This window comes from Streptomyces soli (genome assembly GCF_003999195.1).
GTDB lineage: Bacteria > Actinomycetota > Actinomycetes > Streptomycetales > Streptomycetaceae > Actinacidiphila > Actinacidiphila soli.
This window is the reverse complement of the sequence record NZ_RJVR01000169.1, coordinates 1-21,017: the sequence shown is the minus strand read 5'-3', so window position 1 is coordinate 21,017 and position 21,017 is coordinate 1. Positions and strand designations below refer to the sequence as shown.

Genomic DNA, 21,017 nt, shown 5'->3' with positions numbered 1-21,017 from the left:
GACGGCGCCGCCGTCTCCGCCAACCTGGGCGTGAATCCGTCGCTGACCATCACCGCCCAGGCGGAGCGCGCGATGTCCCTGTGGCCCAACAAGGGCGACGCGGACACCCGCCCCGCCCAAGGTGAGCCTTACGTACGGCTGGCGGCGGTCGAGCCGCACCACCCGGCGGTCCCCAAGGACGCGTTCGGCGCGCTGCGGCTGCCGCTGCTGCCGGTGCCGAAGGTCCCGCCGAAGTAGAGGCGCGCCCGGGCGCCCGTCGTTCGGGCGCCCAGGCGTCGGCTCAGGCCGCGGTGCCGGCCTTGCGGCGGCGTACGACGAACATGGCGCCGCCGCCGATGGCCACGGCCGCGCCGCCCGCGAGGGCGATCACCGGCAGGGCGGAGGACGAGCCGGTGTCGGCCAGGCTGCCGATCTGGGTGTCGCCGGCCGGCTTGTGTGCGTCTTGCCGCCGGTCTGCGGCTCGGCGTTGCCGGGGTTACCCGGGTCCGAACGGCGGCGAGGATGTCGAACTGGTAGTAGCTGTCGCCGCCGGAGTAGACGCACTCGCCCTTCTCGTTGGCGTAGATGCCGATGCTGATGCCGGCCGGGGCGGACTTGTCGACGCTCAGGCGGAGGTTGAGCGAGAAAGTGGGTGACCATCTCGTCTCGCCGTTCCTCGTCCTTGCGGGTTGCGATCAGGAACCGCTCGGTGACCTCGTCGATGAACAGCACGATCGGTGCCGGGTGTTCGTCCTCCCGCAGACCCCAGATATAGATGAGTTCCGGCACGGTCCCGAGTCTTGAGGTACGTCGACCTTTCGCGCGCGAATTTGGAGGCACCTTGAAGCTCTTGCTTACGTCAGGCGGCGTCACGAACCCAAGCATCCACACGGCGCTCGTAAAGCTTCTCGGCAAGCCGATCGCCGAGTGCCACGCCCTCTGCATCCCGACAGCACAATGGGGTCACCCTTTGTGCGGTCCGACATCGGTGCGGGGCCTCGTAGCCGCCCAGCCCACGTGGCAACACCTGACCGGCCTGGGCTGGGCGTCACTTGGCGTCCTCGAACTCACCGCACTGCCCACCATCGGCGCAGAACGATGGGTCCCCTGGATCCGGGAGGCCGACGTGCTCCTGGTCGACGGCGGCGACGCGACGTACCTGTGCCACTGGATGCGGGAGTCCGGGCTGGCCGATTTGCTGCCTTCTCTGCCCGACACGGTCTGGGTGGGAGTGAGTGCCGGAAGCATGGTGATGACGCCCCGGATTGGAGCGTACTTCGTCGAGTGGCCGTCCGCGCCGGACGACCACACTCTGGGAGTCGTCGACTTCTCAATCTTCCCGCACCTGGACGCTTTCCCAACGAACACCCTAGCTGACGCAGAGCGGTGGGCCGCCGACATCGGCGTCCCTGCCTACGCCATCGACGAACAGACGGCCATCAAGGTCGTCGACGGCTCCGTCGAGGTGGTCTCCGAAGGGCAATGGACGAAATTCGGGTCATAGCCGCCCGCCATTCGTGACGTCGCGTCGTTCCGCGAGACCCCATAACGCGCCGCGACCTCAACCACCGGAGCGCCGGCAGCCACCTCCATGGCCGCGTGATACCGCTGCTCGACCACGCTCAACTCCACCCACCAGCACGGCTCCGGCCCTCCCGCACGCGCCGAATCAGACGCACACAGCCAAGCCGAGGCAAGCGGTGTCAAGCATCAGGTGAAGCCACACTGTCAACCGTCAACCGAGACACGACAACATGAAGCGATCGCTGTGCGGTAAGACTTTCTCTACTTCATCAAGCACCCGTCGTCGCTCCGCTCCTCCGGGCGGGCGCGGGCGGCCGGCGGCGCCCGCGCTCATGTCTCCGCCCCGCTCGGCACCGCCGGCCGCCCGCTCCCGCCCAAGAGGCAGGCACACAGTGCATGAGGTCAGAACACGTCGTGGCTGGGGCGGTCGGCGGAACGGCTTTAGGCAGCCACCTTGGCGCGAGCCTCGAAGATCATGGCCCCACATCGGGCACTAACGGGCAGGTCTACAAGCCTGCCCGATCCGCGGGCCAGCGTAAGGGGCCATGATCACTCGCGCCAAGGCAGCTCCAGCCCAAAGCCGTTCCGCCGACCGCTCGGTACCGCGAGACGAGGAGAAGACTGCGCGGTTCAGTACCAGAAGGCCTTGACGACGGCGTGCCCCGTGGGGACGGTCCGGGTGTAGAAGGCCTGCAGGTCGGTGTGATGGGTGAGGAACCAGCCCTTGACCTCAGCCTCGTCGAAGGCAGAGAAGGGAGGCAGGACCTTCGGCCGGGCCACCTCCCAAAGATCGTCGAAGGAGACCGCAGCCAGGAAGTCCGTTACCTCGCGCACCTGGGCGGGGCGGAGTATCAGAAATGGCGGCTGGTTGTGAGTGGCGTGGTACACAGGGTCGCCACCGAAGACCGGGAGCTCCCAGTCATGAGAACCCTGCGGGGTGTACGCCGCCTTATAGACCTGATGGAGGGCGGGGAAGTGGTATTCCACGACTTCGGCGATTCCGGCCTGGCGTTCGGCCTGGAAGCGGTCGAAGTCCCCGGCGTCCCCCATGAACTCCGCCAGCCAAGCCCAGTCGTCTCGGATCTCGGACTCTGGCATGGCGTGCAGCTGCATCTCGATGCTCATGCCGTGCATTCTGGTCGAGGCAACCGACGAGCCCTGCCCACCATGTCCCCAGGAGCCCTGATCCGTCCTGGGCACCGGCATCCTGGCTGGGCCGTCTCTGGGCCGTCCGAGGCGAACCGGCGTTGACAGATGATGACAACTAGTCCCGGCATCCGTGCAGGTCACAGGCTCAGCTACGGTGAGCCGGCGCACGTGAGAGCCTTGGCTCGTCACTTCCAGAAGAACTGATGTGTCCTTGTGAGTTACAGCATCTACGTTCAGCGCTTCGCACATGGTGACGTGGCGCCCATGGACGATGAGCGGGGCCAGGTACTCCTGGCGCCGCACGTGGTGGCCGGAGAGCCGGACTACGGTTTCATCCGCATCCGGGCGAGCGACGGCGGCGAGGCCGACGTCTATACAAGCCCAGGCAGCATCATGATCAACCGCTTCGCCTGGGGCGGCATCCTCGACATCGTCGCCGAGCTGGTCGAACGTCTGGAGGCTGTGATCCTTTTGCCGGAAGGGGTGGCCATCTTGGGTACCGCGGAGGGTCGCTCGCACCTGCCAGTTGAGCTTCGGGCCGACGCCGTCGTTGTCGACCTCAGCGGTGCAAACATCCAGGGCGTCATCGAGAGCGTTTGACGGCAACCGTGGCCATGCCGGTCATGAGCGTAGCCTGCACAAGCGGTCGGTACAGCAGTACAGCAACCACGGCAACCGCTGCCGACCGCTACCGGGCCCAGGCGACCGGCTGAACAGCCATGCAGACCTCAGCGACCGTCCCGCCCATAGTTCGCATCGAGGGGATCGGGCGTGCCACAGGGGCCTCATCCGCGAAGCGGTTCAGGCCCCTGACTCGTTCCCGGGGCGCAGGTGTCGAGCGGCCCTGGTCCAACCACACCCCAGAATTATGGCAGGTCGAAACTTACGAAGGAGTGGGCGGCGATGCCGCTCGTAGGAAATCCGAACTGCACGTCCGTCAACATGCGCAGGACGAACTCACCAAAGCCGCAGTCGAATCGTTCCCAGCTATGGAAGTCGTGCCGTACGAGCACTGGCCAGGCGTCAGGGCCAGCAGCGCCCGTCTGCCAGACGAAGTCGATCTCCTGTTCCGACGTCCCCCAACGCAGCAGCCCGTGGGGTGCCGGATGGGCGACATAGGGGTGCCACAGTGCAGCGGCATGTTCCACGTCGCTCTCGGCCCACTTCACGAGGTCCATACCCACGATGCCCGGGACGAGGAGGTCCAGGTACCAGTCGAAGCTGCCCACGCCGAACAGATCGACGGTCTCCTTGTAGTCCCGCGGAAGCGCCGTGCCCAGGGCGACTTCAGCGGCGGACCAGTCGACGGCCGGCTGGGGTATCGGTTCCCATCCGGTGAGAATGCGCAGCTTCTCAGTCCACGACGCGTCCTCCGGGAGTCCGCCGGTCGCAGGGTCCTCACGCCCTGCGACCACGACGACCAACCGACTTCCCTCCGGGGAGGCAACCTGGCCGCACCCGATCCAGTGGGACCAGTAAGCCCACCCCCGCATCTCCAGTATTTTCTCACCGAAGGGCTCGACGAGGGGCAGCCCTGTGCGCTCAGCGAGCGAGGGGTCGGTGAAACCGCCCGAAGCGATGTTCCGGAACCGGCCCGCGCGCCCGCCAATTGCGGCGACGAGCTCATGCAGAGTGGTGCCGTCAGGCACATCGATAATGCTCGGTGCATCGCTGGGCGATCTTGCGTCGAGCATCTGCCATACGGTGGCCAGGAGATTGGAGTGATCCATGGGCCCCACTCAACCCCACGCAGCTGACATTGCCGACAACGCAGCCTGTCTGCAGAGCCGGTGACATCCACACTTGACATCAACGACGCCGAACTCCGACGGACGGACCCGGCAGCAGGTAGACCGCCCGGCTCGCAGGACGCCGCCTTCCAGCAGGCAACAACTCGCAGTGATCGAACTCCTAAAGCGGGTGTCGATCACGAAGCCGAGCTTCGACTATCCGCTCAAGCTCGGCGAAGCGCTGATCATGCCGACGACGGCTTTCTCCGAAGTTGCCGAAGGCGTGTGCGGTGAACTTGAAGCCGTCGTGGGTGTAGAACTGTGCGCCCCAGGCGCCAAGACTCACGGAGCAGACACGGGACCACGGCAGCCGCTGCGTTCCCCAAGGGTTCACCATAATGATGACCTCCGGGGTGAGTTCCAGCCGCACTCGCAGCAGGTTCCACCATGAGAACAGTCCGAAGCCGAGCGCGACCGCAGTGGCCTCCGCTGCCGAAGTCAGGTGTTCCAAGTCGGGATGGACGGCCAGGGTCAGCCAGCGCACTGCTGCTGCCAAGGCGGTCACACCGGCAAGTGCATAGCCCGTAGTGAGGCCTTGCGGACTGACGCGCCAGACTTCGATAAGGCCATCCTGCTCAGGCATCGCACCCCCTCGCGGCGATGGTACGGCCGTCCCCCTCGCCAACGGCCACCGGGAGCTGAACCGCTGGCCATTGGGCTGCCCGAAGACCGCTCGGCCGGCCCCCGGTGCATGTGTGCCTTGCTAGCACAGCGGAGACCCCCGGTGCCTCCGGAGCCGTGCGCAGTACAGCAATGAAGTACAGCAACCACGATGACCGCCGCCGACCGTCACCGACCCCAGGCGACCGGCTGACCAGCCGTACAGACCTCGGCGACCGTCCCGCCTGTAGTTCGCATCGAGGGGGTCAGGGGTTCGAATCCCCTCAGGTCCACAGCACGGGCCGTTCGTGGGTTCGCCTGCGAACTGTTCACGAGATCCCGATCAGACGGTCGCCGTCGGATCGGGATCTCGTCGTTTGGGCCTTTGCTTGTGTGAAACTCGGCCTGCCGGGCCGCCGAGAAGCGCGGCGATCCACATCGGAACGGACCGGGGATGGAGATGCGGACATGCCGCAGTAATCGCCGGCATGGAGTCAGACTCCTGCGTTCTCGCGAGGTGTCGATCTTCAAATACGGGGTGTCTGCCCGTTGAGGGGCTGCGGCTCAATACCTGGGGGCCGGGCGTGGCTGTCTCCTCGGCCGTCGGGTAGGGCGGGAGGACATCGCTCGGCTCGAGGCCGAGGCCGGTGATGGGACTCTTCTTGCTGGCGACCAGGTACTGATGACATCTTCCGGGGCGCGCTGGCGCAGCAGCTCAACAATCCGGGTGCTGCGCAGCCGGTTCCTCTTTCGCGGTCACGATGAGCCCCCTTCATTCCGGGTGCGTCCCGGCAACTCTGAGACCCTACCGAGTCGAACCGGCGATACGGCGCGACCATAGAAGTCCACCGCCTCTCTTGCCCGTCCCCGCGCCCGGCTCTTGTCATCCTGCCTCTGTTCGCGCGACGGCCCCCCGGACGTTACCGGTAGAGCTGCACCCCGCCGCCTGTCCCCAGGGCGTTGAGCTCCAGCACCCCGCCATCCGGGGTCACGTACACCGTGCCTGCGGTGAAGTTCCCGTGGCCGGTGCCAACCGGCAGACGCGCGAGGGGAGTGGCGTGGCCCGTGTGCGGGTCGAGCTGGACGAGTTGCGGCGGGCCGGAGGTGGAGAGGGCGTACACCCCGTCAGCCCCGGCCGCAGCGGTGGCGAGCGCGGCAGAGCGGTAGCTCCACAGCTTGACGCCGGTGGCGGTGTCATAACCGTCGATCTCGCTGCCGGCGGCGGTCTGGGCCGGGGTGACCAGGATGTTGCCGACGAGCCGTGCGGAGTGGTCGGCGGCGGAGTCGTTGCCGGGTGCGACCTCGGTGTTGCCCACGGCGAGCTTGCGGCTGCGCCCGGAGGGGGCGAAGACCCGCACGCTGTCCTCGACCGCCGTGTGGAGCGAGGCGATCAGCGGCGAGCTGGAGAAGATGTGGGCCACATCCGTGTGGGCGCTCTGGGATTCGGTCCAGAGCACCTTTCCGTTCTTACTGTCGTACGCGGTGAGGGTGAACTTGTTGCTGCTGTCGGCGCAGTAGTCGTCCACCAGCACGATCCCGTCGGCGCCCCAGTCGTAGGCGTTGCAGTAGGAGCCGCGGGCCTTGAAGCCCCAGATGCGGCGACCGGTGCGGACGTCCAGACCGCCCAGGAAGTTCTCGCTGACGATCGTGGCGACATCACCTTGGACGTATGTCTGGGCGGCCGTCGCCGTGGGGTGCCCGGAGTCGACCAGGGGCGTGGTCCATACGATCTTCCCGGTGGCCGTGTCGATGCCGGCCAGCGAGGTGCAGGAGTTGCCGTCCCGGCCGAAGGCGACCGTGCCGATGCCGTGCGCAGCGAGGGTCGGGGACATGGCGCAGGGGACGGTGCCCTTCTTCGCCGTGGGGGTGGTCCGCCACACCTCGCGGCCGTCGGCCAGGTTGTAGGCACTGACGCCGCCGCGGGTGGAAGCCCGGATCAGCCGCGTGCCGGTGAGCCAGCTCCCGATCAGCTCGTCGCCCGCGGCGGGTGCGGGCACCTGCCACACCTGCGCGAACTGCTTCGACGCGACGGGGGCGCCATCTGCCTTCTTCAGGACGGCGGCGGCGGCCCCGCCCGCGGCGGCAAGGACGGCGAGAGCGAGGGAGATTCTGCCTGCTCGCCTGCCTCTTCCGCGCTGCGGCAGCGGCTGCGCCGCGACGAGCCCGGGTAGCGGTACGGGTATCAGTGTCGTTTCGGGACCGAGGACTGCGGTAGCCCCGGGCGGGTGCGCCTCCGGCGCCTCGGGGCTACCTTCGCGGCCCGGCATCGCGTTGACCGGCTTGCGGGGCCTGAAGGCCCAGCCGGCGTCCCCCTGAGGAGCGCCCTGTTCCGGCGACGGTTGTGTCGTCATCCCCGTACTTCCCCTCCGCTCGGTCGTCCGCGTCGCTGCGGCCCTAACGCCCTCACGCGCCATCGTAGATTTCGTACCGGCCGGGCCCGCGCTCGGCCGCGTCTGCTGTGTGCGGCTCAGCCGCTCGTGAACGGGTGGCCAAAGCCGGCCCGGGCTGATTCCACGCGGAAGGCCGCCTCGGCGCCCACCGAGGTGTCGATGCGCCAGTCCATCAGCAGCGAGCTGCCTGGCCAGGTCTTGCGCTTGTCGTACCAGACCAGCCCGATGACGCCCGCTTTGGCGGCGCCTTGGAACAGGTCGCGGATCTGCTCCTCCTTGCGGCTGCTCTGCGCTACCCCGGTCTCGGTGATCAGCACCGGCTTGCCGGAGAAACGCGCGATCTCCCGCAGGGTGGGCGTGAACAGACTGGAGAAGGCGACGCCGTCGATCGGCCCGTAGTAACCGATGACGCCGACCCAGTCGGTATAGGCGTCCCCTGGGTAGTAGGGGCGAAGCCTGGCGGTGGTGCCCGTGTCGACCACATGGGGACTCCACACCCAGATCACATTGGTGACGCCGAGGCTGCGGAAGATGTCGTGGACGTGCCGCCAGGCCGCGACGAAGTCGGCAGCCTTGGTATGGCCGGGCCCCCAGAGGTTCCACGGACCGTTCATCTCACCGGCGAAGGAGAGGGCCAGCGGGCCTTGGTAGGCGGCGATCTGACGGGCCAGCCGGCGGATGTAGGAGTCTTGGGAGCCCCCGGCGATATCGGCCAGCGGGGTGCCGGAGGGCACCAGAGCGAGCATCGGGAGCTGGCCGTGCCGCCAGAGAAAGGCGTTGCCCTCCGAGTCGAAGTCGTCGCCCCAGGAGGCGTAGTACTCGCGGATGTCGGGGGCGTGCCCCGCCTGCCGTTTGAAGGTCGTCACGATGCCGTACTGCCAGGGCGTCTTGTCGTCGACGACGCCCAGTATCCGGCCGGCCGGGTGGAGCATGGACGAGACGTCGAAGCGCGCAGCCGAGGCGGAGGGGGTGCTTCCGCTCGCCCCGGCGCCGCCGGTACTTCCCTTCCCGCCGAAGGCGTAGACCAGGAAAAGGCCGGCCACCACGAGCATCGCTGTGACCGCGAGGTAGCCGGGGCGGGGGGTCTGGCCATGCACGGGGCGTCCGATCGGGCGTTGGAAAGGTCCGGGACCGGGACTATACGAGGTCTCCCCAGATTATCCACATTTTCATCTCAATATGATCACGGACCGGAGGACAGAGTCTGGCAAACCGAACATTCAGCCTGCCCTCCATAGTTCGTTCCCGTATTTTCATCGAGCACTGGAGTCCGCGGCGACGCGATCAACGAAATCCCGAGGCCATCGGTGACCAGCCCCCGCTTGGAAGTCGAGCCATCTCCCGTCTTTGTGGACCAGACGGGTCGGCGCGGTCGGCGATTGCGCGGCCTCGGCTGGGTGTTCGGCATCGCGTGCGTCGGTTTCGCCGTGGCCATGATCTCCGGCCTGCTCGGAATCCAGTCGCAGGCGCCCGCCTTCGCCGTCCCGGACACCGCGGACACCACCCCGCCCAGCCAGTATGTGAACGCCGCGCTGCCCTCACCTCCCGGCAAAACCAAGCACGTTGACCGTGCGTCGGCCATCGCGGCCGCCGGACCGACCGTCACCGCGAGCCCCTCCTCCACCGTGACTCGGACCGGGACCGTACCCAGGACCGGGGTCACCACCGGGACCGACACCCGCACCGGGAACGGGACCACTGTCCCGACCTCCGCCCCTTAACACGCACAGACAACGACCAGGAAGTCCATGTCCCGCCACCAACGCTCCCGGCGCTCCAGCCCGCGGCCGCGCCGACTCGCTGCGCCCCCCCTGCGTTTCTTCCTGCCGGTGACGGTGCTGGTGAGTCTGCTGGCGCTGCTGGTGCTCCGGGGCATGGTGAACAACGAGGTCTTCCACGACGAGCGCATCGCGGTCTCGGTGGACAAGGGCACCGTGCCGCGCAGCGTGCTGCAGGGCGGCCCGATCGTGGACGCGCGCGGGGACAAGAACGACAAGCCCGTCAGCTACACGGTCCCCGACAAGACCATCGTCCTGAGTTTCGACGACGGACCGTCCGCCCAGTGGACGCCCAAGATCCTCAAGGTGCTGGCGGCCGAGCACGTGCATGCCGACTTCTTCGTCACCGGCTCGATGGCCACCCGCAACTCCGCGCTGATCCGCCAGATCGTGGCCGGCGGCCACGAGATCGGTCTGCACACCTTCACCCACCCCGACCTCGCGCTGCAGTCCGGCACCAGGCTCACCTGGGAGCTCGGCGAGACCCAGCTCGCCCTGGCAGGTGTCGCCGGAATCCACACCAGCCTGTTTCGTCCGCCCTACTCCTCCACCGTCGACGCGCTCGACGACTGGTCCTGGCCGGTGACCAAGGAGGTCGGGTCGGACGGCTATCTGGTCGCCTTCATCGACAAGGACACCGACGACTGGAAGCGCCCCGGCGTCAATGCCATCGTGAAGGCCGCCCTGCCTGACCTGCCCGGGCAGGGCGAAATGGTCCTGCTGCACGATGCGGGCGGCAATCGGTCGCAGACGCTGGCGGCGCTCCCGGTCATCATCAATAAGCTCAAGTCCGAGGGCTACACCTTCAAGACCGTCAGCGAGGCGCTCGGCACCGGCCCCGCAAACACCCGGGTCACCGGCTACAACCTGTGGGCCGGAAAGGCGTTCCTGTGGTGCACCACCCTCTCCGTGCGGTTGATGCCCTGGCTGGTTGCTCTGCTCGCGGTCGTCGGCGTGCTGGTGTTCGTGCGCTTCGCACTGATGTTGGTGCTCTCGGTCATACACGTGCGCCGCACCCGGAAGCCGGGGTTCTCCTGGGGCGATCCGGTCACCGAACCGGTCACCGTGGTCGTACCCGCCTACAACGAGCAGGAGTGCATCACCAACACCCTGCTCTCGCTGGCCAGAAGCGACCATCCGATCGAGGTGATCGTCGTCGACGACGGGTCGACCGACGACACCGCCGCCATCGTGGAAGAACTCGGCCTGCCGATGGTCCGACTCATCCGCCAGCCCAACTGCGGCAAGCCCACGGCCCTCAACACCGGTGTGGCCGCGGCCTCGAACGAACTGATCGTCATGATGGACGGCGACACCGTCTTCGAGCCCTCGACCGTTCGCGAGTTGGTGCAGCCCTTCGGCGATCCGCGGATCGGCGCCGTGGCGGGCAACGCCAAGGTCGGCAACCGCGACACGCTGATCGGCGCCTGGCAGCACATCGAGTACGTAATGGGCTTCAACCTCGACCGCCGGATGTACGACGTGCTCAGCTGCATGCCGACCATCCCCGGTGCCGTCGGTGGCTTCCGCCGCACGGCGCTGGAGCAGGTGGGCGGCATGAGCGACGAGACGCTCGCCGAAGACACCGACGTGACCATGGCGCTGCACCGGGCCGGCTGGAAGATCGTCTACGCCGAGAACGCCCGCGCCTGGACCGAGGCGCCCGGCACCATGAGCCAGCTGTGGTCCCAGCGCTACCGCTGGAGCTACGGCACCATGCAGGCGATGTGGAAGCACCGGCACGCGGTTCTGGAACGCGGCCCGGCCGGACACTTCGGCCGGACCGGACTGCCCTTCGTCGCCCTGTTCATGGTGTTCACGCCGCTGCTCGCACCCGCCATCGACGTCGCCATGGTCTATGGCGTGGCCTTCGTCGACCCCTACAAGACCCTGGGCGCCTGGTTCGCGGTGCTGGCCCTGCAGGGCATCTTCGCCTGGTGGTCCTTCCACCTGGACCGGGAGAAGCCCTGGCCTCTGATCACCCTGCCCGTGCAGCAGGTGGTCTACCGGGTTCTCATGTACATGGTCCTCCTGCAGTCCTGGATAACCGCGTTGACCGGAGGCCGACTGCGCTGGCAGAAGCTGCGGCGCACCGGCGAGGTCGGGCTCGACGTCACCACGGGGGCGAAGTCGTCATGAGCATCGCGGAACCTGGCAGGCTCGGACTCGAAAGCGACTCCGACACCATGGCCCTACGGGTGACCGACCGCGCTGTGCTGCCGGCGCAGACTTCCTCACTGGAGATCGGGCCCGGGCCCGGGCCCGCGGCACCCAAGCCGAAGGCCGGCCGTGACCGCTACCTGGACCTGCTGCGGGCGATGGCCCTGGTCCGGGTGGTGATCTACCACAATTTCTCCTGGACCTGGCTGCCGCTGGTCTTCCCTTCCATGGGCGTGATGTTCGCGCTGGCCGGCTCGCTGATGGCCAAGTCCCTCAGCCGACCGGCCCTGAGCGTCATCCGGGGGCGGATGCGCCGCCTGCTTCCCCCAATGTGGATGTTCGGCGCGGTCCTGCTGACCGCCATGATCCTCGATGGCTGGGGCCCGAACTCCGAAGGCCACCCCAACTGGTGGTGGGGCCACCTCGCTTTCTGGATCCTGCCGCTCAGCACCCCTCCTTTCGCCTCCAACCTGTCCGGATTCGGCGGCCACCTGCCCTCCACCTGGGCCGAGCAGGTCGCGGTGCCGCTGTGGTACCTGCGTGCGTACCTCTGGTTCGTGCTGCTGTCACCGCTCATGCTCAAGGCCGTGCGCCGGCTTCCCTGGGTCACCCTGCTGGTGCCGCTGGCACTGTCGGCCTTCCTCAACTCCGGCCTGGTCGACCAGTCCGGCCGGGTGATGGAGGCCGCCACCGACTTCACCACCTTCGCCTCCTGCTGGCTCCTCGGCATGGCCCACAACGAGGGGCTGTTCCGCCGCATCCCCCAGTACGTCGTGCCCTCGATCGCGCCGCTGGTGCTCGCGGTCGGCTACTGGTGGCTGCAGCAGGCGCCGGTGGACAACCCCCGGGTCGGCCCCGACCTGGAGGCGGTGCCGCTGGCCCAGGCGATCTGGTCCTTCGGCAGCGTGATGCTGCTGCTTCATCTGAGTCCCTCATGGGAGAAGTGGCCCCGGCCACTGGAGCGGTTCAACGGAGTGGTGAGCCTGCTCAACTCCCGTGCGGTCACTGTCTACCTCTGGCATAGCCTCGCGCTGGTGCTGACCGAACCGCTGATCGACCCGCTCTGGAGCAACGAATTCCTCTACGTGCACCTGCAGTGGCTGCTGTCGAGCCAGTGGCTCCCGCTGCTGGTCGCCGTTCCGCTGATCCTCCTTGCGCTGCTGCTCTTCGGCTGGGTCGAGGACGTGGCGGCCAAGCGCAGACCGCGGCTGTTCCCCTATCCGCGGCGGCCCAAGGGCCAGCGGCGGAAGTAGGCAGTTGGACGAGCGGCTCGGAGTTGCACCTCCGCCGAGTTATCGCCAGTTTCTGCAGGCCGGCGACGGAAATCTCGACACGACCGACTCGATCAAGCGGCTCCGACCGCCGCGGTGGCCGCGGGGCTCTACGCGCCGTTCCAGGAAATGGAGCTGATCGTGAGACCGACGCTGCGGCGTCGGCCAGCGCGGCGGGGGGAGGTCGAGGCCCAGGTAGGAGTCGGCGGTCGGGGCCAGCTCCCGCAGGAACAGGCAGACGCCGACGTCCACCACCCGGCGGGCCCCGTGACCGCCGACAGGATGACCTTCGCCGGGCTGCACAGCAGGGATTCACTGCCGGCGGAGCAAGTTCTTGGGAACGGCTCATTGGCACCAGCCCGCGACTAAGCCGGTGTCCGGGCGGGGATGCGCAGGGCCAGGAGAGCGACATCGTCGTGGAAGGTGCGTCCTGTTGGATCGACCAGTTCGTCGCACATCATGGTGAGGGACTGGCCGACCAGTGCCTCGGCCCGACGGGCCAAGGCGTCCATGCCTTCGTCGATCGTGTGGTGGGGGTGTTCGACGAGTCCGTCGGTGTAGAAGAGCAAGGTGCTGCCGGGTGCCACGATGTGCTCGTGATCGGGCCGAGGCATGCTGGAGTCGACGCCGAGCGGTATTCCGTGGCCTTCCTCCGGGTCGAGGTAGCTGGCCTTGCCTGCGGTGATGAGCAGCGGCGGAGGGTGGCCGGCGCTGGTCCACCACAGCCGCCACGAGGTCTCTGGGCGCTGCTCCAGCCTGGCCATGATCAGGGTGGCCATCGTGCCGCCGCCCAGGCCTTCGAGTGCCTGGTCGAGCTTGCGGACGATCTCGCTTGGGGGTAGGGGCTGGTCGTAGGCGAGCACGCTCAGCATGTTGCTGATCCGGTGCATCGTGATGGCCGCCTCGATGTTGTGGCCCATGACGTCGCCGACCATAATGCACCGCGTGCCCTCGGGGAGCACGATCACGTGGTGCCAGTCCCCGCCGACGGACGGGGCAATGGAGGCGGGCTGGTAGCGGGCCTCAGCCTGGATCGGTCGGATGTCCGGCAGACGGGGCAACAGCTTCCGCTGGAGCTCCTCGCCGGCCTTCACGAAGCGCCCGTGGAGGCGGGCGTTTTCGATGGCCACGCCGGCGACGCCGGCCAGGGCGGTGACCATGCCCTCGTCGGCGTCGGTAAACGGCTCTGCGTCCCAGCGATCGCTTAGGTAGAGGTTGCCGTAGACCGTTCCGCGGACCCGGATGGGCACCCCGAGCAGGCTGTGCATTAACGGGTGCCCCGGCGGGAAACCGCAGGCGCCCGGGGAGTCGGCGATGTTCTTCACGCGGAGCGGCGTTGGATCGCGTACCAGCACGCCCAGGAGACCCAGGCCGCGAGGCATGTGCCCCACTGCCTTGGGCCAGTCCTCGTCTGCGACCGTCGTAACGAGGTCCACGAACTCCCCGTATTCGTCCAAGACTGCCAACGCGCCGTATCGGGCGTCCACTGTGGCTGCGGCAGCCTCCACAATGTCTTGCAGCAAGGACCGCAGGTCCAAGTCGGTGCCGATCGCCAATACCGCTGCCAGCAGGCGGCGCAGTCGGTGCTGATCGTCGGGCACCTGCTGCAGTTGGCTTTGCATCGCCTCGACCAGCAATCGGTTTCGGCGCGACTTCTCCACATCGGACGACATGTCCGATTCCTTCCCTTTTCCGGACCTCTAGGCTGAGGTGCCCAACCGGGGACGATCGAGACAGTCCTCGCGGGCCGCGGGCCGCGGGCCCGTCCCCCTGGGCTAGGCCCGTCCTACGCACTTCACTCCTGCGAGTGAAGATCAGCTGACCTGATTGTCTTGATCTGGCTAGAGTCGAGAAGTCCGCATGCTGAGATTTGATCTCGTTGGCCGCCGGACTTCGATGTCTGCGCCCATGTGCGAAGTATCCGGCTAGGGCCGCCGAGTGATCATTCCTGGCCAGGAGCAGGGTGTGGGGTAGCTCTGGCGTCCGGTGCTGCGTCGGTGTCCTGGGGGGAGCCGTTGATATGGATCATCTTCTCGAGTTGGTGGCCTGGCTGGAGTTTGGGCGAGCGTTGGATCACCACCATGGCCGCGTCGTCACCCAGGCGCCCGCCGACGTGGGCGATGAGGTCGTCGCGGATGTGGTGCAGCAGTGCTTCGGGACTGCTGCCGGTCCATTGGGCGACGCGTTCGGTGAGCGGGTAGAAGGACCTGTCGGGACCTCGGGCCTCGATCGCGCCGTCGGTGTAGAGCAGGAGCGTGTCGTCGTCCTCGAAGGTGAACGCGTCAAGAGTGCAGCCGGTCCTCGGCAGGTCGATGCCCAGCGGGGGTCGGGGTGGCGGGCGTGCAGGGTGGTCACGTGGTCCCCGCGCAGCAGCAGGGATGTCGAGCAGCAGGGTGGTGACCAAGTGCTCCTGAAACTCCTCGTCCGCCTCCGAAATGTGCTCGGCCAGGTGCCTGCAGATGCTGCACTCCAGGGTGACGGCGAGTTCCGGAAGGGTGGCGCACCGGTGGGCGGCTTCCCGGAAGGCGCCCATCAGCACAGAGGCGTCGCTGATGGCGGTCAGTCCTTTGCCCCGGACGTCACCGATGATCAGACGCGCGCCGGCCCCGGTGCGCGTCGCCGCGTACAGGTCCCCGCCGATCTGCGCCGCGTCCTGGGCGGCCAGGTATATGGAGGCGATCCGCAGCGGGCCCATCCGATGGGGCAGCGGCCGCAGAACCACCCGCTGCGTGGCTTCCGACACCGACCGCACCTGGTCCAGCTCGCGGGTGCGACGCTCGCGCCTGTGGCAGAAGAGCACGAGGAGGAGCGAGATCACCGCCGTGGCTGCGATCTGCCCCATGATGAACGTGGAACTCAGGTCACGGTGTACCGCTCCGATGACCACCTGGGACCCCACGGCCAGGGCCCCGATCATCCCTGTGAGCATGGGACCCGAGTACGAGGCCGCGATCGCGGGCGCAGCCGCCAGCGTCGGACAGAGCCGCACCCGGCCTGCCACCCAACTGTCGATGATCGTGACTACCACGATCACACCGAGCAGGACGGCCCAAAGCGAACGACGCGGTTGCCATGGCTGCCACAGATCCTCAAGGCGTCGCCGAAGCCTCATATGTCTACTGTGCACCTTCTGCGACCCCCATCACAGCGCTGCCGCGGAAAGCTGAACCCCGGCACGACGCCACCGGCCATCGCGTGGCGCCCGTCTCAGTTTCCGTCTCATTCGCCAGCGTCCAGGACGGTCCGTGTGCACCGGCAACGGGGTGAGCTTGCCACCGATTTCCAGCACGCCCACTGTTGCGGGCGTGCCTCCAGGTACTCCTCGATGATGAATCGCTCGTACTGGCTCCCGGTGTGCAGCAGGCCGGCAAGTTCTCCCTCGTCATTGGCGATGCCGGCAGCAAGGCTTCCTCCGCCCGCGGCCGGTTTGACGAAAACCGGCCAGACTCAACCGCACCGACTCGTCCTGCAGTTCCTCGCGCGGCTTGTCCACAGTCCCTCCCAGTGCTGAACCGTTGTTGGGTGGAGGCTGTCCGGGGAGCCGGAGGGGAACGGAAAGGCTGATCGGCGTGCACGTGGCAACAGTCGGCGGCCCCTGGCTGGCCCCGCGTCAGACTCTTTCTCGGGCTCGCAAGCCCAAACGCCATCGACGTGAACGACCAGCCTCCGGAACCATGATCGAGGTCCGTCCCTGCGAGCGACACGGCGGAAAGGTGCGTACCGCTCGACGGCGTTACGCCGCCCACCGATTTTCACGCCGCCAGGCGTGACGGGAGTTACAGGAGGACTCACCGTCCGCCACCCGGAACACCCAGGGGCCCGCTCCACCGACATCCTGACGGGCCAACGGTGCCGAGGACGTCGGGGACGACCGGTCTGCGTGCACGGGTGCTCTGCCTCCATGCCGGGCCGCGCACCTCGTGGGCCGAAGGCAGGGAGTCGTACGCCCGCGCCCGCCGGTTTCCGCAACCTTCATCGCCCTCGTGCGACCGGTCGCGTTCAGCGGTTGACTGCCCTGACAAGGACGACGAGCGCGGTGAGGACGGCCCCGAGAGTCATCGCCATCGCAGCCGGGACCCCGAGGACTCGCCTGTCCGCAGGCCGCTGCTGATGGGCGAGTCTGAGCGCCACCCACGCCGCCTGCGCGAGTACGCCGCCAACGAAGGCGAGCAACAGCGGCATGATGCCGTCCGGAATCGGCAAAGCGCTCGTCACGAAGGCTCCCGCGACCGGGCTCAGGCAAGCCAGCCCGATCCACGGAGCCACGCGCCGCCTCGGTTGCCCCCCCAGCAGAGCGGTCAGCGCCAGGCCCTCGCTGGCCGCGTGCACGAGGAGCGCCGCCACCACGGTGACCGAGGCGGTCAGTGTCAGGGTCGCCCCCTCCAGGAAGCGGTGCAGAGCGAGCCCTGATGCCGCGCCGGTGCCGCCCGCACGACCCGGCTCGCACGGGCAGCCGATACGGACCACGGCACCCATCACCCCGTACGAGGCGAGCGCGGTGACGGGCACCGCCCACTGCGGCACGCCGGCCTCATGGGCCTCGTCCCACGCTTCGGGCAGAAGATCAAGGACCGCAATGATCAGCAAAATCCCTGACGCGGCGGCCAGCAGAAGCGCCGACCGGCCGGATCTGCGCCGCGCCAGCCAGGCGCCCACCACAGTGGCCACAGCCACCAGGACCACGGCCACCAGCGTTTCGGTGGAGGGCAGCTGCCACCCGGTCCCGTCGTGAGTGTGCGCGCCTGCTGCGTAGAGCACGGAGAGCATGTCCCCTCCCTCCGAGGGTGGCGGGCTTACGCGTGCAGTGCCCGGGCGAACCGTCTCCCGTGCGAACCGTCTCCCGCCCGGAACGCCCAGGGGCCGGTATGACAAGCAGAGGCCTCACCACCGCGGCGGCAAGCTCCGCGAGCGCCGGCGCCGACGCTCGCGGAGCACAAGCGGTCAGCGGCGGTAGCAGTACGAATCCGAGGAGGCGTCGCCGCCTTGCAGGCGCGTCTGGTGCACGCGCAAGCCCAGGAAGTCCGTGCCGTGCGGGTAGAAGCGGCTGTCGACGGAGAGCCCGCCGTGCGAGGTGTCGGCGTCGAGTTTGACCATCCACGGGTCGATGCCCGCGGGATAGAGTTGCGCGTCCCAAGCGGAGTACAAGGAGTTCGTCAGGTACACGCGCCGCCCGTCGCGGCTGAGCTCGACCATCTGCGCTCCGCCGGTCATCGGAGTGCCCGGCTCGGCGGGATGCGGCTGTCGGCCGACGATGCCGCCAAGACGCACGGACGAGGTCTGCCTCGGATGGAACGGGTCGCTCACGTCGTACTGGTGCAGATCGCCGGTTCCCCATGCGGATACGTACAGCCACTGGTCGTCCACCGACAGGTCGATGTCGGTGATGAATGGGGGCACGGCGCCGAACGGCTGCAGCGCCGGGGGCAGGTCCTCCGTTTGCGCGGGCTCGGCAGGGATGGTGATCACCTTGCGGACCACGAAGTCCTCGCCCTCCCGGTTCCACAACCACACCGACGCCGACAGGTCCTCCACGTTGACTACGGTGTTTGCGAACCCCCACGTTGCCTCGGGGTCGTGCGCGGGACGCAGCTCCAGCACCATCTGGTTCTCATCCCCCAGATCGACGCGCTGCAGGTGCCGACCGGAGTCCAGCTCCCAGAAGTGCAGCGAGTGGCCGTACTGGCGACCCATCAGCAGTTCGGGGACAAGGCCGTCCTCGATCATCGAGGGGGTCCCCCACTCGCTGGTCACGGCGATGTTCTGGCCCAGATGCCACCAGACGTCATAGGCGAGCCGCTGCGGTCCGCGGTCGCTCTCCCAGGCGCGCAGCACTTCGAAGCTTTCGTGGTCCAGCAGCGCGACGCCGCCAGGCCCGTCCGTACCGTCCGCGCCACCCAGGCAGGACAGGAACACTCCGTCGGGACCGCAGTGGAGTGTGTGCGGACGCGAATATTCGGCCTTGGCGGCCAACTCCTCGGGCTCGACCACCTTGACCAGGCGCGGGCGGGCGGGATCGGGGCTGGTGTCGAAGACGTGCAGCCGGGAGGAGCGCAGTCCCGGGATGATGAGGTAGCGCCGGGCAGCGTGATGATGACCGGCATGGGCCAGCGCGCTCGAGCAGGCGTTCCAGCCGAAGTGGTGCAGTTCGTTGCCCAGGCCGGGCAGCTCGGCGTGGGAGATCACGCGGCCGTAGTCGGGGGATTCGGGGTCGGTGCCGACGGTGAACAACGCGTCCGCGCGCTGTGCGGTCGGGTCGAAACCGACGACATAGGCGAGCTTCTCCGGGGGCGCGGCGACGGCGTCCGCCGGAGTGCGGTACAAGGTGGGGTCACTGTGGTCGTCGCGGTCGTGAGCGTGCTCAGTCGTCGTCATGGCTGTTCCTTACTCCCGAACGGGAGCGCGGATCCGGGGGGGACTCCCCGGACAGGCAGCCGGGCTCACACGTTCGAGATCGTTGCACAGACGCTGGACAGATATGCCATAAAACGATTGCTGTTGGGCTGTTCAGGGGATTGATCGTTGCGGCAGGCTTCCATCGTGGCCGGTTCCCTTCCTCGTTCCCGGTTGCGGGTGGGAGGGGTCGTGTCGATGGAGCCGCCGCCGTGACCGACCCAGCGCTGGACGTAACGCGGGCGGTGTGGGCCAAATACCGCGATCCGGTCGGAAGGGTCAGCTTCGAGAAGACGGTTCGATGTTCTGGTTCGCGTGAAAGAAGTTGTCGGGGTCGTAGGTCCGCTTGATGTCCGCGAGGCGGTCGTAGTGGTCGCGGTAGGTGACCCTGACGCGGTCCTGGCTCTCGCCCGTACCCATGAAATTCACGTACCCGCCGCCCATCGAGTGGGGGTGCAGCTCCTCCCAGTAGGCCGCGCACCACTGCCTGAGGGACCCGGCGTTGGCCGGGTCAGGGTCGATGCCGGCGATGACGCCCGACCACACGGCATCCCGGTAGGCCCACGCCGTGTCTCCCTGGGCCACCTGGTGGGCGGCGCCGTCGACCGGGTACAGGTGCATGATCGACAGGCCGGTCGGGAGTTCCTGCGCGTACTTGGTGTGCACGTCGATGGCCTCGTCCGTGATGCGGTCGAAGAAGTCCCCCCGCCAGTACCACTGCAGACCGGCGGGCATCAGATCGTCAAACATGGACTGCACCATCGGGTACGGCATCGGTGCCGTGAAGTGGAAGGCCGGCGGCCCGGGCTCGTCCACGATCTCGAAGGCCTTCTCGGCATGGTCCAACTCCCCGGTCCAGCACCACACGACGCCGCACATCTTCTGCCCATGGATCTCCTCCGGGAACGGCGGAGCCGGCGGAACGGTGAGCTCCGCAAAGAAACCGTTCAGGTCATGAGGCGCCTGCGGCAGGAACTCGCGGTACCACTGCAGTACCGCGCGGAGGTGGTCGAGCGTCCAGAGGGTAATCCCGAGAGCAACGGTGTGCACGGGGTGCAGCCCGAAGGTGAACGAGGTGACGATGCCGAAGTTCCCGCCGCCGCCGCGCAGCGCCCAGAACAGGTCCGGGTGGTCCCGCTCGCTCGCGGTGACGAAGCTGCCGTCGGCGAGCACGACGTCCGCGGACACCAGACTGTCCACGGTCAGACCGTACTTACGGGTGAGGTGACCGTGTCCGCCGCCGAGGGTGAGGCCCCCGACGCCGGTCGTCGACACGATCCCGGCGGGGATGCCCAGGCCGAAGGCGTGCGTGGCGTGGTCGAGGTCGCTGAGCAGGCTGCCGCCGGCGACCTGGGCGGTCTTCGCCACGGCGTCGACGCGGACCCCGCTCATCGGCGACAGGTCGACGGTGACGCCGTCGTCCACCAGGCACAGGCCGGGGCCGCTGTGTGCGCCACCCCGGACCGCGATCTCCCGACCCTGGTCGCGGACGAGGGTAACCGCGTCCATCACGTCCGCGGCGTCCCGGCACCGCACGATGGCAGCCGGCCGCCGGTCAATCATCGCGTTGTATGCCTTGCGGGTCTCGTCGTACTCCGGGTCCCGGGGAGTAATGACCGGGCCGCGCAGCGCGGTCCGTATCGTCTCCAGCATCGTGCCGTCCATAACGATCTCCTTGCGGAGGCTCGGTACGATCCGTGACCTGCCCGACCCTTCGGCAACTCGACCGGACGCCACAGGGCTGACATATCCACCCTCTCGCCGCTGGGGCCTCCGCGCATCCCCAGCAGGGCCGCCCATCCATCCCATCCCGCGCGGCGGGCCACGCCTTCGAAGGACAGGCGCCGGTAGCCCACCTCGTTGCAGGGCCGCCCATCCATCCCATCCCGCGCGGCGGGCCACGCCTTCGAAGGACAGGCGCCGGTAGCCCACCTCGTTCAGCAGGTCCACGGTGGCCCGAAGCACGGCGAGTTGGGACTCCCGGCT

At 67.9% G+C, this 21,017-nt stretch carries 16 protein-coding genes and 2 pseudogenes; 6 read left to right on the top strand and 12 right to left on the bottom strand.

Annotation, left to right across the window (positions count from 1 at the left end; genetic code table 11):
• A pseudogene (locus EFK10_RS14655) lies at positions 1 to 237 on the top strand (cholesterol oxidase); the annotation flags it as partial.
• Positions 238 to 280: 43 nt separating this feature from the next.
• Here EFK10_RS14655 and EFK10_RS50150 read toward each other — a convergent pair.
• Positions 281 to 370 carry a hypothetical protein gene (locus EFK10_RS50150; protein ID WP_240677223.1) on the bottom strand — a complete coding sequence of 30 codons (90 nt, stop codon included), beginning with the start codon at positions 368 to 370 and terminating at the stop codon, positions 281 to 283.
• A gap of 251 nt (positions 371 to 621) precedes the next feature.
• Positions 622 to 750, bottom strand: a pseudogene (locus tag EFK10_RS50145) (FtsK/SpoIIIE domain-containing protein); the annotation flags it as partial.
• A 4-nt stretch (positions 751 to 754) separates the two neighbouring features.
• On the opposite strand from EFK10_RS50145, the gene EFK10_RS14640 reads away from it, so the two are divergent.
• On the top strand, positions 755 to 1,483 hold the full coding sequence (locus EFK10_RS14640; RefSeq protein WP_240677222.1) for a Type 1 glutamine amidotransferase-like domain-containing protein: 729 nt from the start codon (positions 755 to 757) through the stop codon (positions 1,481 to 1,483).
• 650 nt (positions 1,484 to 2,133) lie between these two features.
• Here the strand turns inward: EFK10_RS14640 and EFK10_RS47410 are convergent.
• Positions 2,134 to 2,628 carry a DUF1877 family protein gene (locus tag EFK10_RS47410; RefSeq protein WP_164836000.1) on the bottom strand — a complete coding sequence of 165 codons (495 nt, stop codon included), beginning with the start codon at positions 2,626 to 2,628 and terminating at the stop codon, positions 2,134 to 2,136.
• 237 nt (positions 2,629 to 2,865) lie between these two features.
• Here EFK10_RS47410 and EFK10_RS14625 point away from each other — a divergent pair, with 237 nt between their 5' ends.
• Positions 2,866 to 3,252 carry a hypothetical protein gene (locus EFK10_RS14625; protein ID WP_164835999.1) on the top strand — a complete coding sequence of 129 codons (387 nt, stop codon included), beginning with the start codon at positions 2,866 to 2,868 and terminating at the stop codon, positions 3,250 to 3,252.
• 266 nt (positions 3,253 to 3,518) lie between these two features.
• On the opposite strand, the gene EFK10_RS14620 is transcribed toward EFK10_RS14625, so the two are convergent.
• The 4 genes from EFK10_RS14620 to EFK10_RS14605 form a co-directional block, all read right to left on the bottom strand.
• Positions 3,519 to 4,382, bottom strand: coding sequence for a hypothetical protein (locus EFK10_RS14620; RefSeq protein ID WP_127356128.1), 864 nt, complete (start codon positions 4,380 to 4,382; stop codon positions 3,519 to 3,521).
• A gap of 181 nt (positions 4,383 to 4,563) precedes the next feature.
• Complete coding sequence (locus EFK10_RS14615; protein ID WP_240677221.1) at positions 4,564 to 5,025, bottom strand: hypothetical protein; 462 nt, start codon at positions 5,023 to 5,025, stop codon at positions 4,564 to 4,566.
• A 937-nt stretch (positions 5,026 to 5,962) separates the two neighbouring features.
• Positions 5,963 to 7,393: an outer membrane protein assembly factor BamB family protein gene (locus tag EFK10_RS14610; protein ID WP_164835998.1), complete on the bottom strand. Its 1,431-nt coding sequence runs from the start codon at positions 7,391 to 7,393 to the stop codon at positions 5,963 to 5,965.
• Between the two features lie 116 nt (positions 7,394 to 7,509).
• Positions 7,510 to 8,529, bottom strand: coding sequence for a glycoside hydrolase family 26 protein (locus EFK10_RS14605; RefSeq protein ID WP_127356126.1), 1,020 nt, complete (start codon positions 8,527 to 8,529; stop codon positions 7,510 to 7,512).
• 300 nt (positions 8,530 to 8,829) lie between these two features.
• Between EFK10_RS14605 and EFK10_RS14600 the strand changes: the two genes are divergently transcribed.
• Genes EFK10_RS14600 through EFK10_RS14590 form a run of 3 tightly spaced genes read left to right on the top strand, consistent with a single transcriptional unit; the run spans position 8,830 to position 12,623 of the window.
• Entirely contained in the window at positions 8,830 to 9,153 is a 324-nt protein-coding gene (locus EFK10_RS14600) for a hypothetical protein (protein ID WP_127356125.1), read from the top strand.
• A gap of 27 nt (positions 9,154 to 9,180) precedes the next feature.
• The gene (locus EFK10_RS14595; protein ID WP_127356124.1) at positions 9,181 to 11,349 is read left to right on the top strand and encodes a bifunctional polysaccharide deacetylase/glycosyltransferase family 2 protein; all 2,169 of its coding nucleotides are present in this window, start codon (positions 9,181 to 9,183) and stop codon (positions 11,347 to 11,349) included.
• On the top strand, positions 11,346 to 12,623 hold the full coding sequence (locus EFK10_RS14590) for an acyltransferase family protein (protein WP_206305456.1): 1,278 nt from the start codon (positions 11,346 to 11,348) through the stop codon (positions 12,621 to 12,623). The genes EFK10_RS14595 and EFK10_RS14590 overlap by 4 nt, the downstream gene beginning before the upstream one ends.
• Before the next feature lie 383 nt (positions 12,624 to 13,006).
• Here the strand turns inward: EFK10_RS14590 and EFK10_RS14580 are convergent, their stop codons facing one another.
• The 5 genes from EFK10_RS14580 to EFK10_RS14560 form a co-directional block, all read right to left on the bottom strand.
• Positions 13,007 to 14,314: a PP2C family protein-serine/threonine phosphatase gene (locus EFK10_RS14580; protein WP_127356123.1), complete on the bottom strand. Its 1,308-nt coding sequence runs from the start codon at positions 14,312 to 14,314 to the stop codon at positions 13,007 to 13,009.
• Positions 14,315 to 14,583: 269 nt separating this feature from the next.
• Positions 14,584 to 15,675: a PP2C family protein-serine/threonine phosphatase gene (locus tag EFK10_RS14575; protein WP_240677220.1), complete on the bottom strand. Its 1,092-nt coding sequence runs from the start codon at positions 15,673 to 15,675 to the stop codon at positions 14,584 to 14,586.
• Positions 15,676 to 16,640: 965 nt separating this feature from the next.
• Positions 16,641 to 17,408 carry a ZIP family metal transporter gene (locus EFK10_RS50140; protein WP_240677219.1) on the bottom strand — a complete coding sequence of 256 codons (768 nt, stop codon included), beginning with the start codon at positions 17,406 to 17,408 and terminating at the stop codon, positions 16,641 to 16,643.
• A gap of 174 nt (positions 17,409 to 17,582) precedes the next feature.
• Positions 17,583 to 19,013: a selenium-binding protein SBP56-related protein gene (locus tag EFK10_RS14565; RefSeq protein WP_127356121.1), complete on the bottom strand. Its 1,431-nt coding sequence runs from the start codon at positions 19,011 to 19,013 to the stop codon at positions 17,583 to 17,585.
• Positions 19,014 to 19,310: 297 nt separating this feature from the next.
• Positions 19,311 to 20,696 (bottom strand): FAD-binding oxidoreductase, encoded by a 1,386-nt coding sequence (locus tag EFK10_RS14560; RefSeq protein WP_127356120.1) that lies wholly within the window; start codon positions 20,694 to 20,696, stop codon positions 19,311 to 19,313.
• Between the last annotated feature and the right edge of the window lie 321 nt (positions 20,697 to 21,017).

Bases quoted from the DNA above. Each gene is read 5' to 3' on its own strand.
- EFK10_RS14640 (WP_240677222.1), top strand. From the start codon at position 755: ATGAGTTCCGGCACGGTCCCGAGTCTTGAGGTACGTCGACCTTTCGCG.
- EFK10_RS47410 (WP_164836000.1), bottom strand. From the start codon at position 2,628: ATGAGCATCGAGATGCAGCTGCACGCCATGCCAGAGTCCGAGATCCGA.
- EFK10_RS14620 (WP_127356128.1), bottom strand. From the start codon at position 4,382: ATGGATCACTCCAATCTCCTGGCCACCGTATGGCAGATGCTCGACGCA.
- EFK10_RS14615 (WP_240677221.1), bottom strand. From the start codon at position 5,025: ATGCCTGAGCAGGATGGCCTTATCGAAGTCTGGCGCGTCAGTCCGCAA.
- EFK10_RS14610 (WP_164835998.1), bottom strand. From the start codon at position 7,393: ATGACGACACAACCGTCGCCGGAACAGGGCGCTCCTCAGGGGGACGCC.
- EFK10_RS14595 (WP_127356124.1), top strand. From the start codon at position 9,181: ATGTCCCGCCACCAACGCTCCCGGCGCTCCAGCCCGCGGCCGCGCCGA.
- EFK10_RS14590 (WP_206305456.1), top strand. From the start codon at position 11,346: ATGAGCATCGCGGAACCTGGCAGGCTCGGACTCGAAAGCGACTCCGAC.
- EFK10_RS14580 (WP_127356123.1), bottom strand. From the start codon at position 14,314: ATGTCGTCCGATGTGGAGAAGTCGCGCCGAAACCGATTGCTGGTCGAG.
- EFK10_RS50140 (WP_240677219.1), bottom strand. From the start codon at position 17,408: ATGCTCTCCGTGCTCTACGCAGCAGGCGCGCACACTCACGACGGGACC.
- EFK10_RS14565 (WP_127356121.1), bottom strand. From the start codon at position 19,013: ATGACGACGACTGAGCACGCTCACGACCGCGACGACCACAGTGACCCC.
- EFK10_RS14560 (WP_127356120.1), bottom strand. From the start codon at position 20,696: ATGGACGGCACGATGCTGGAGACGATACGGACCGCGCTGCGCGGCCCG.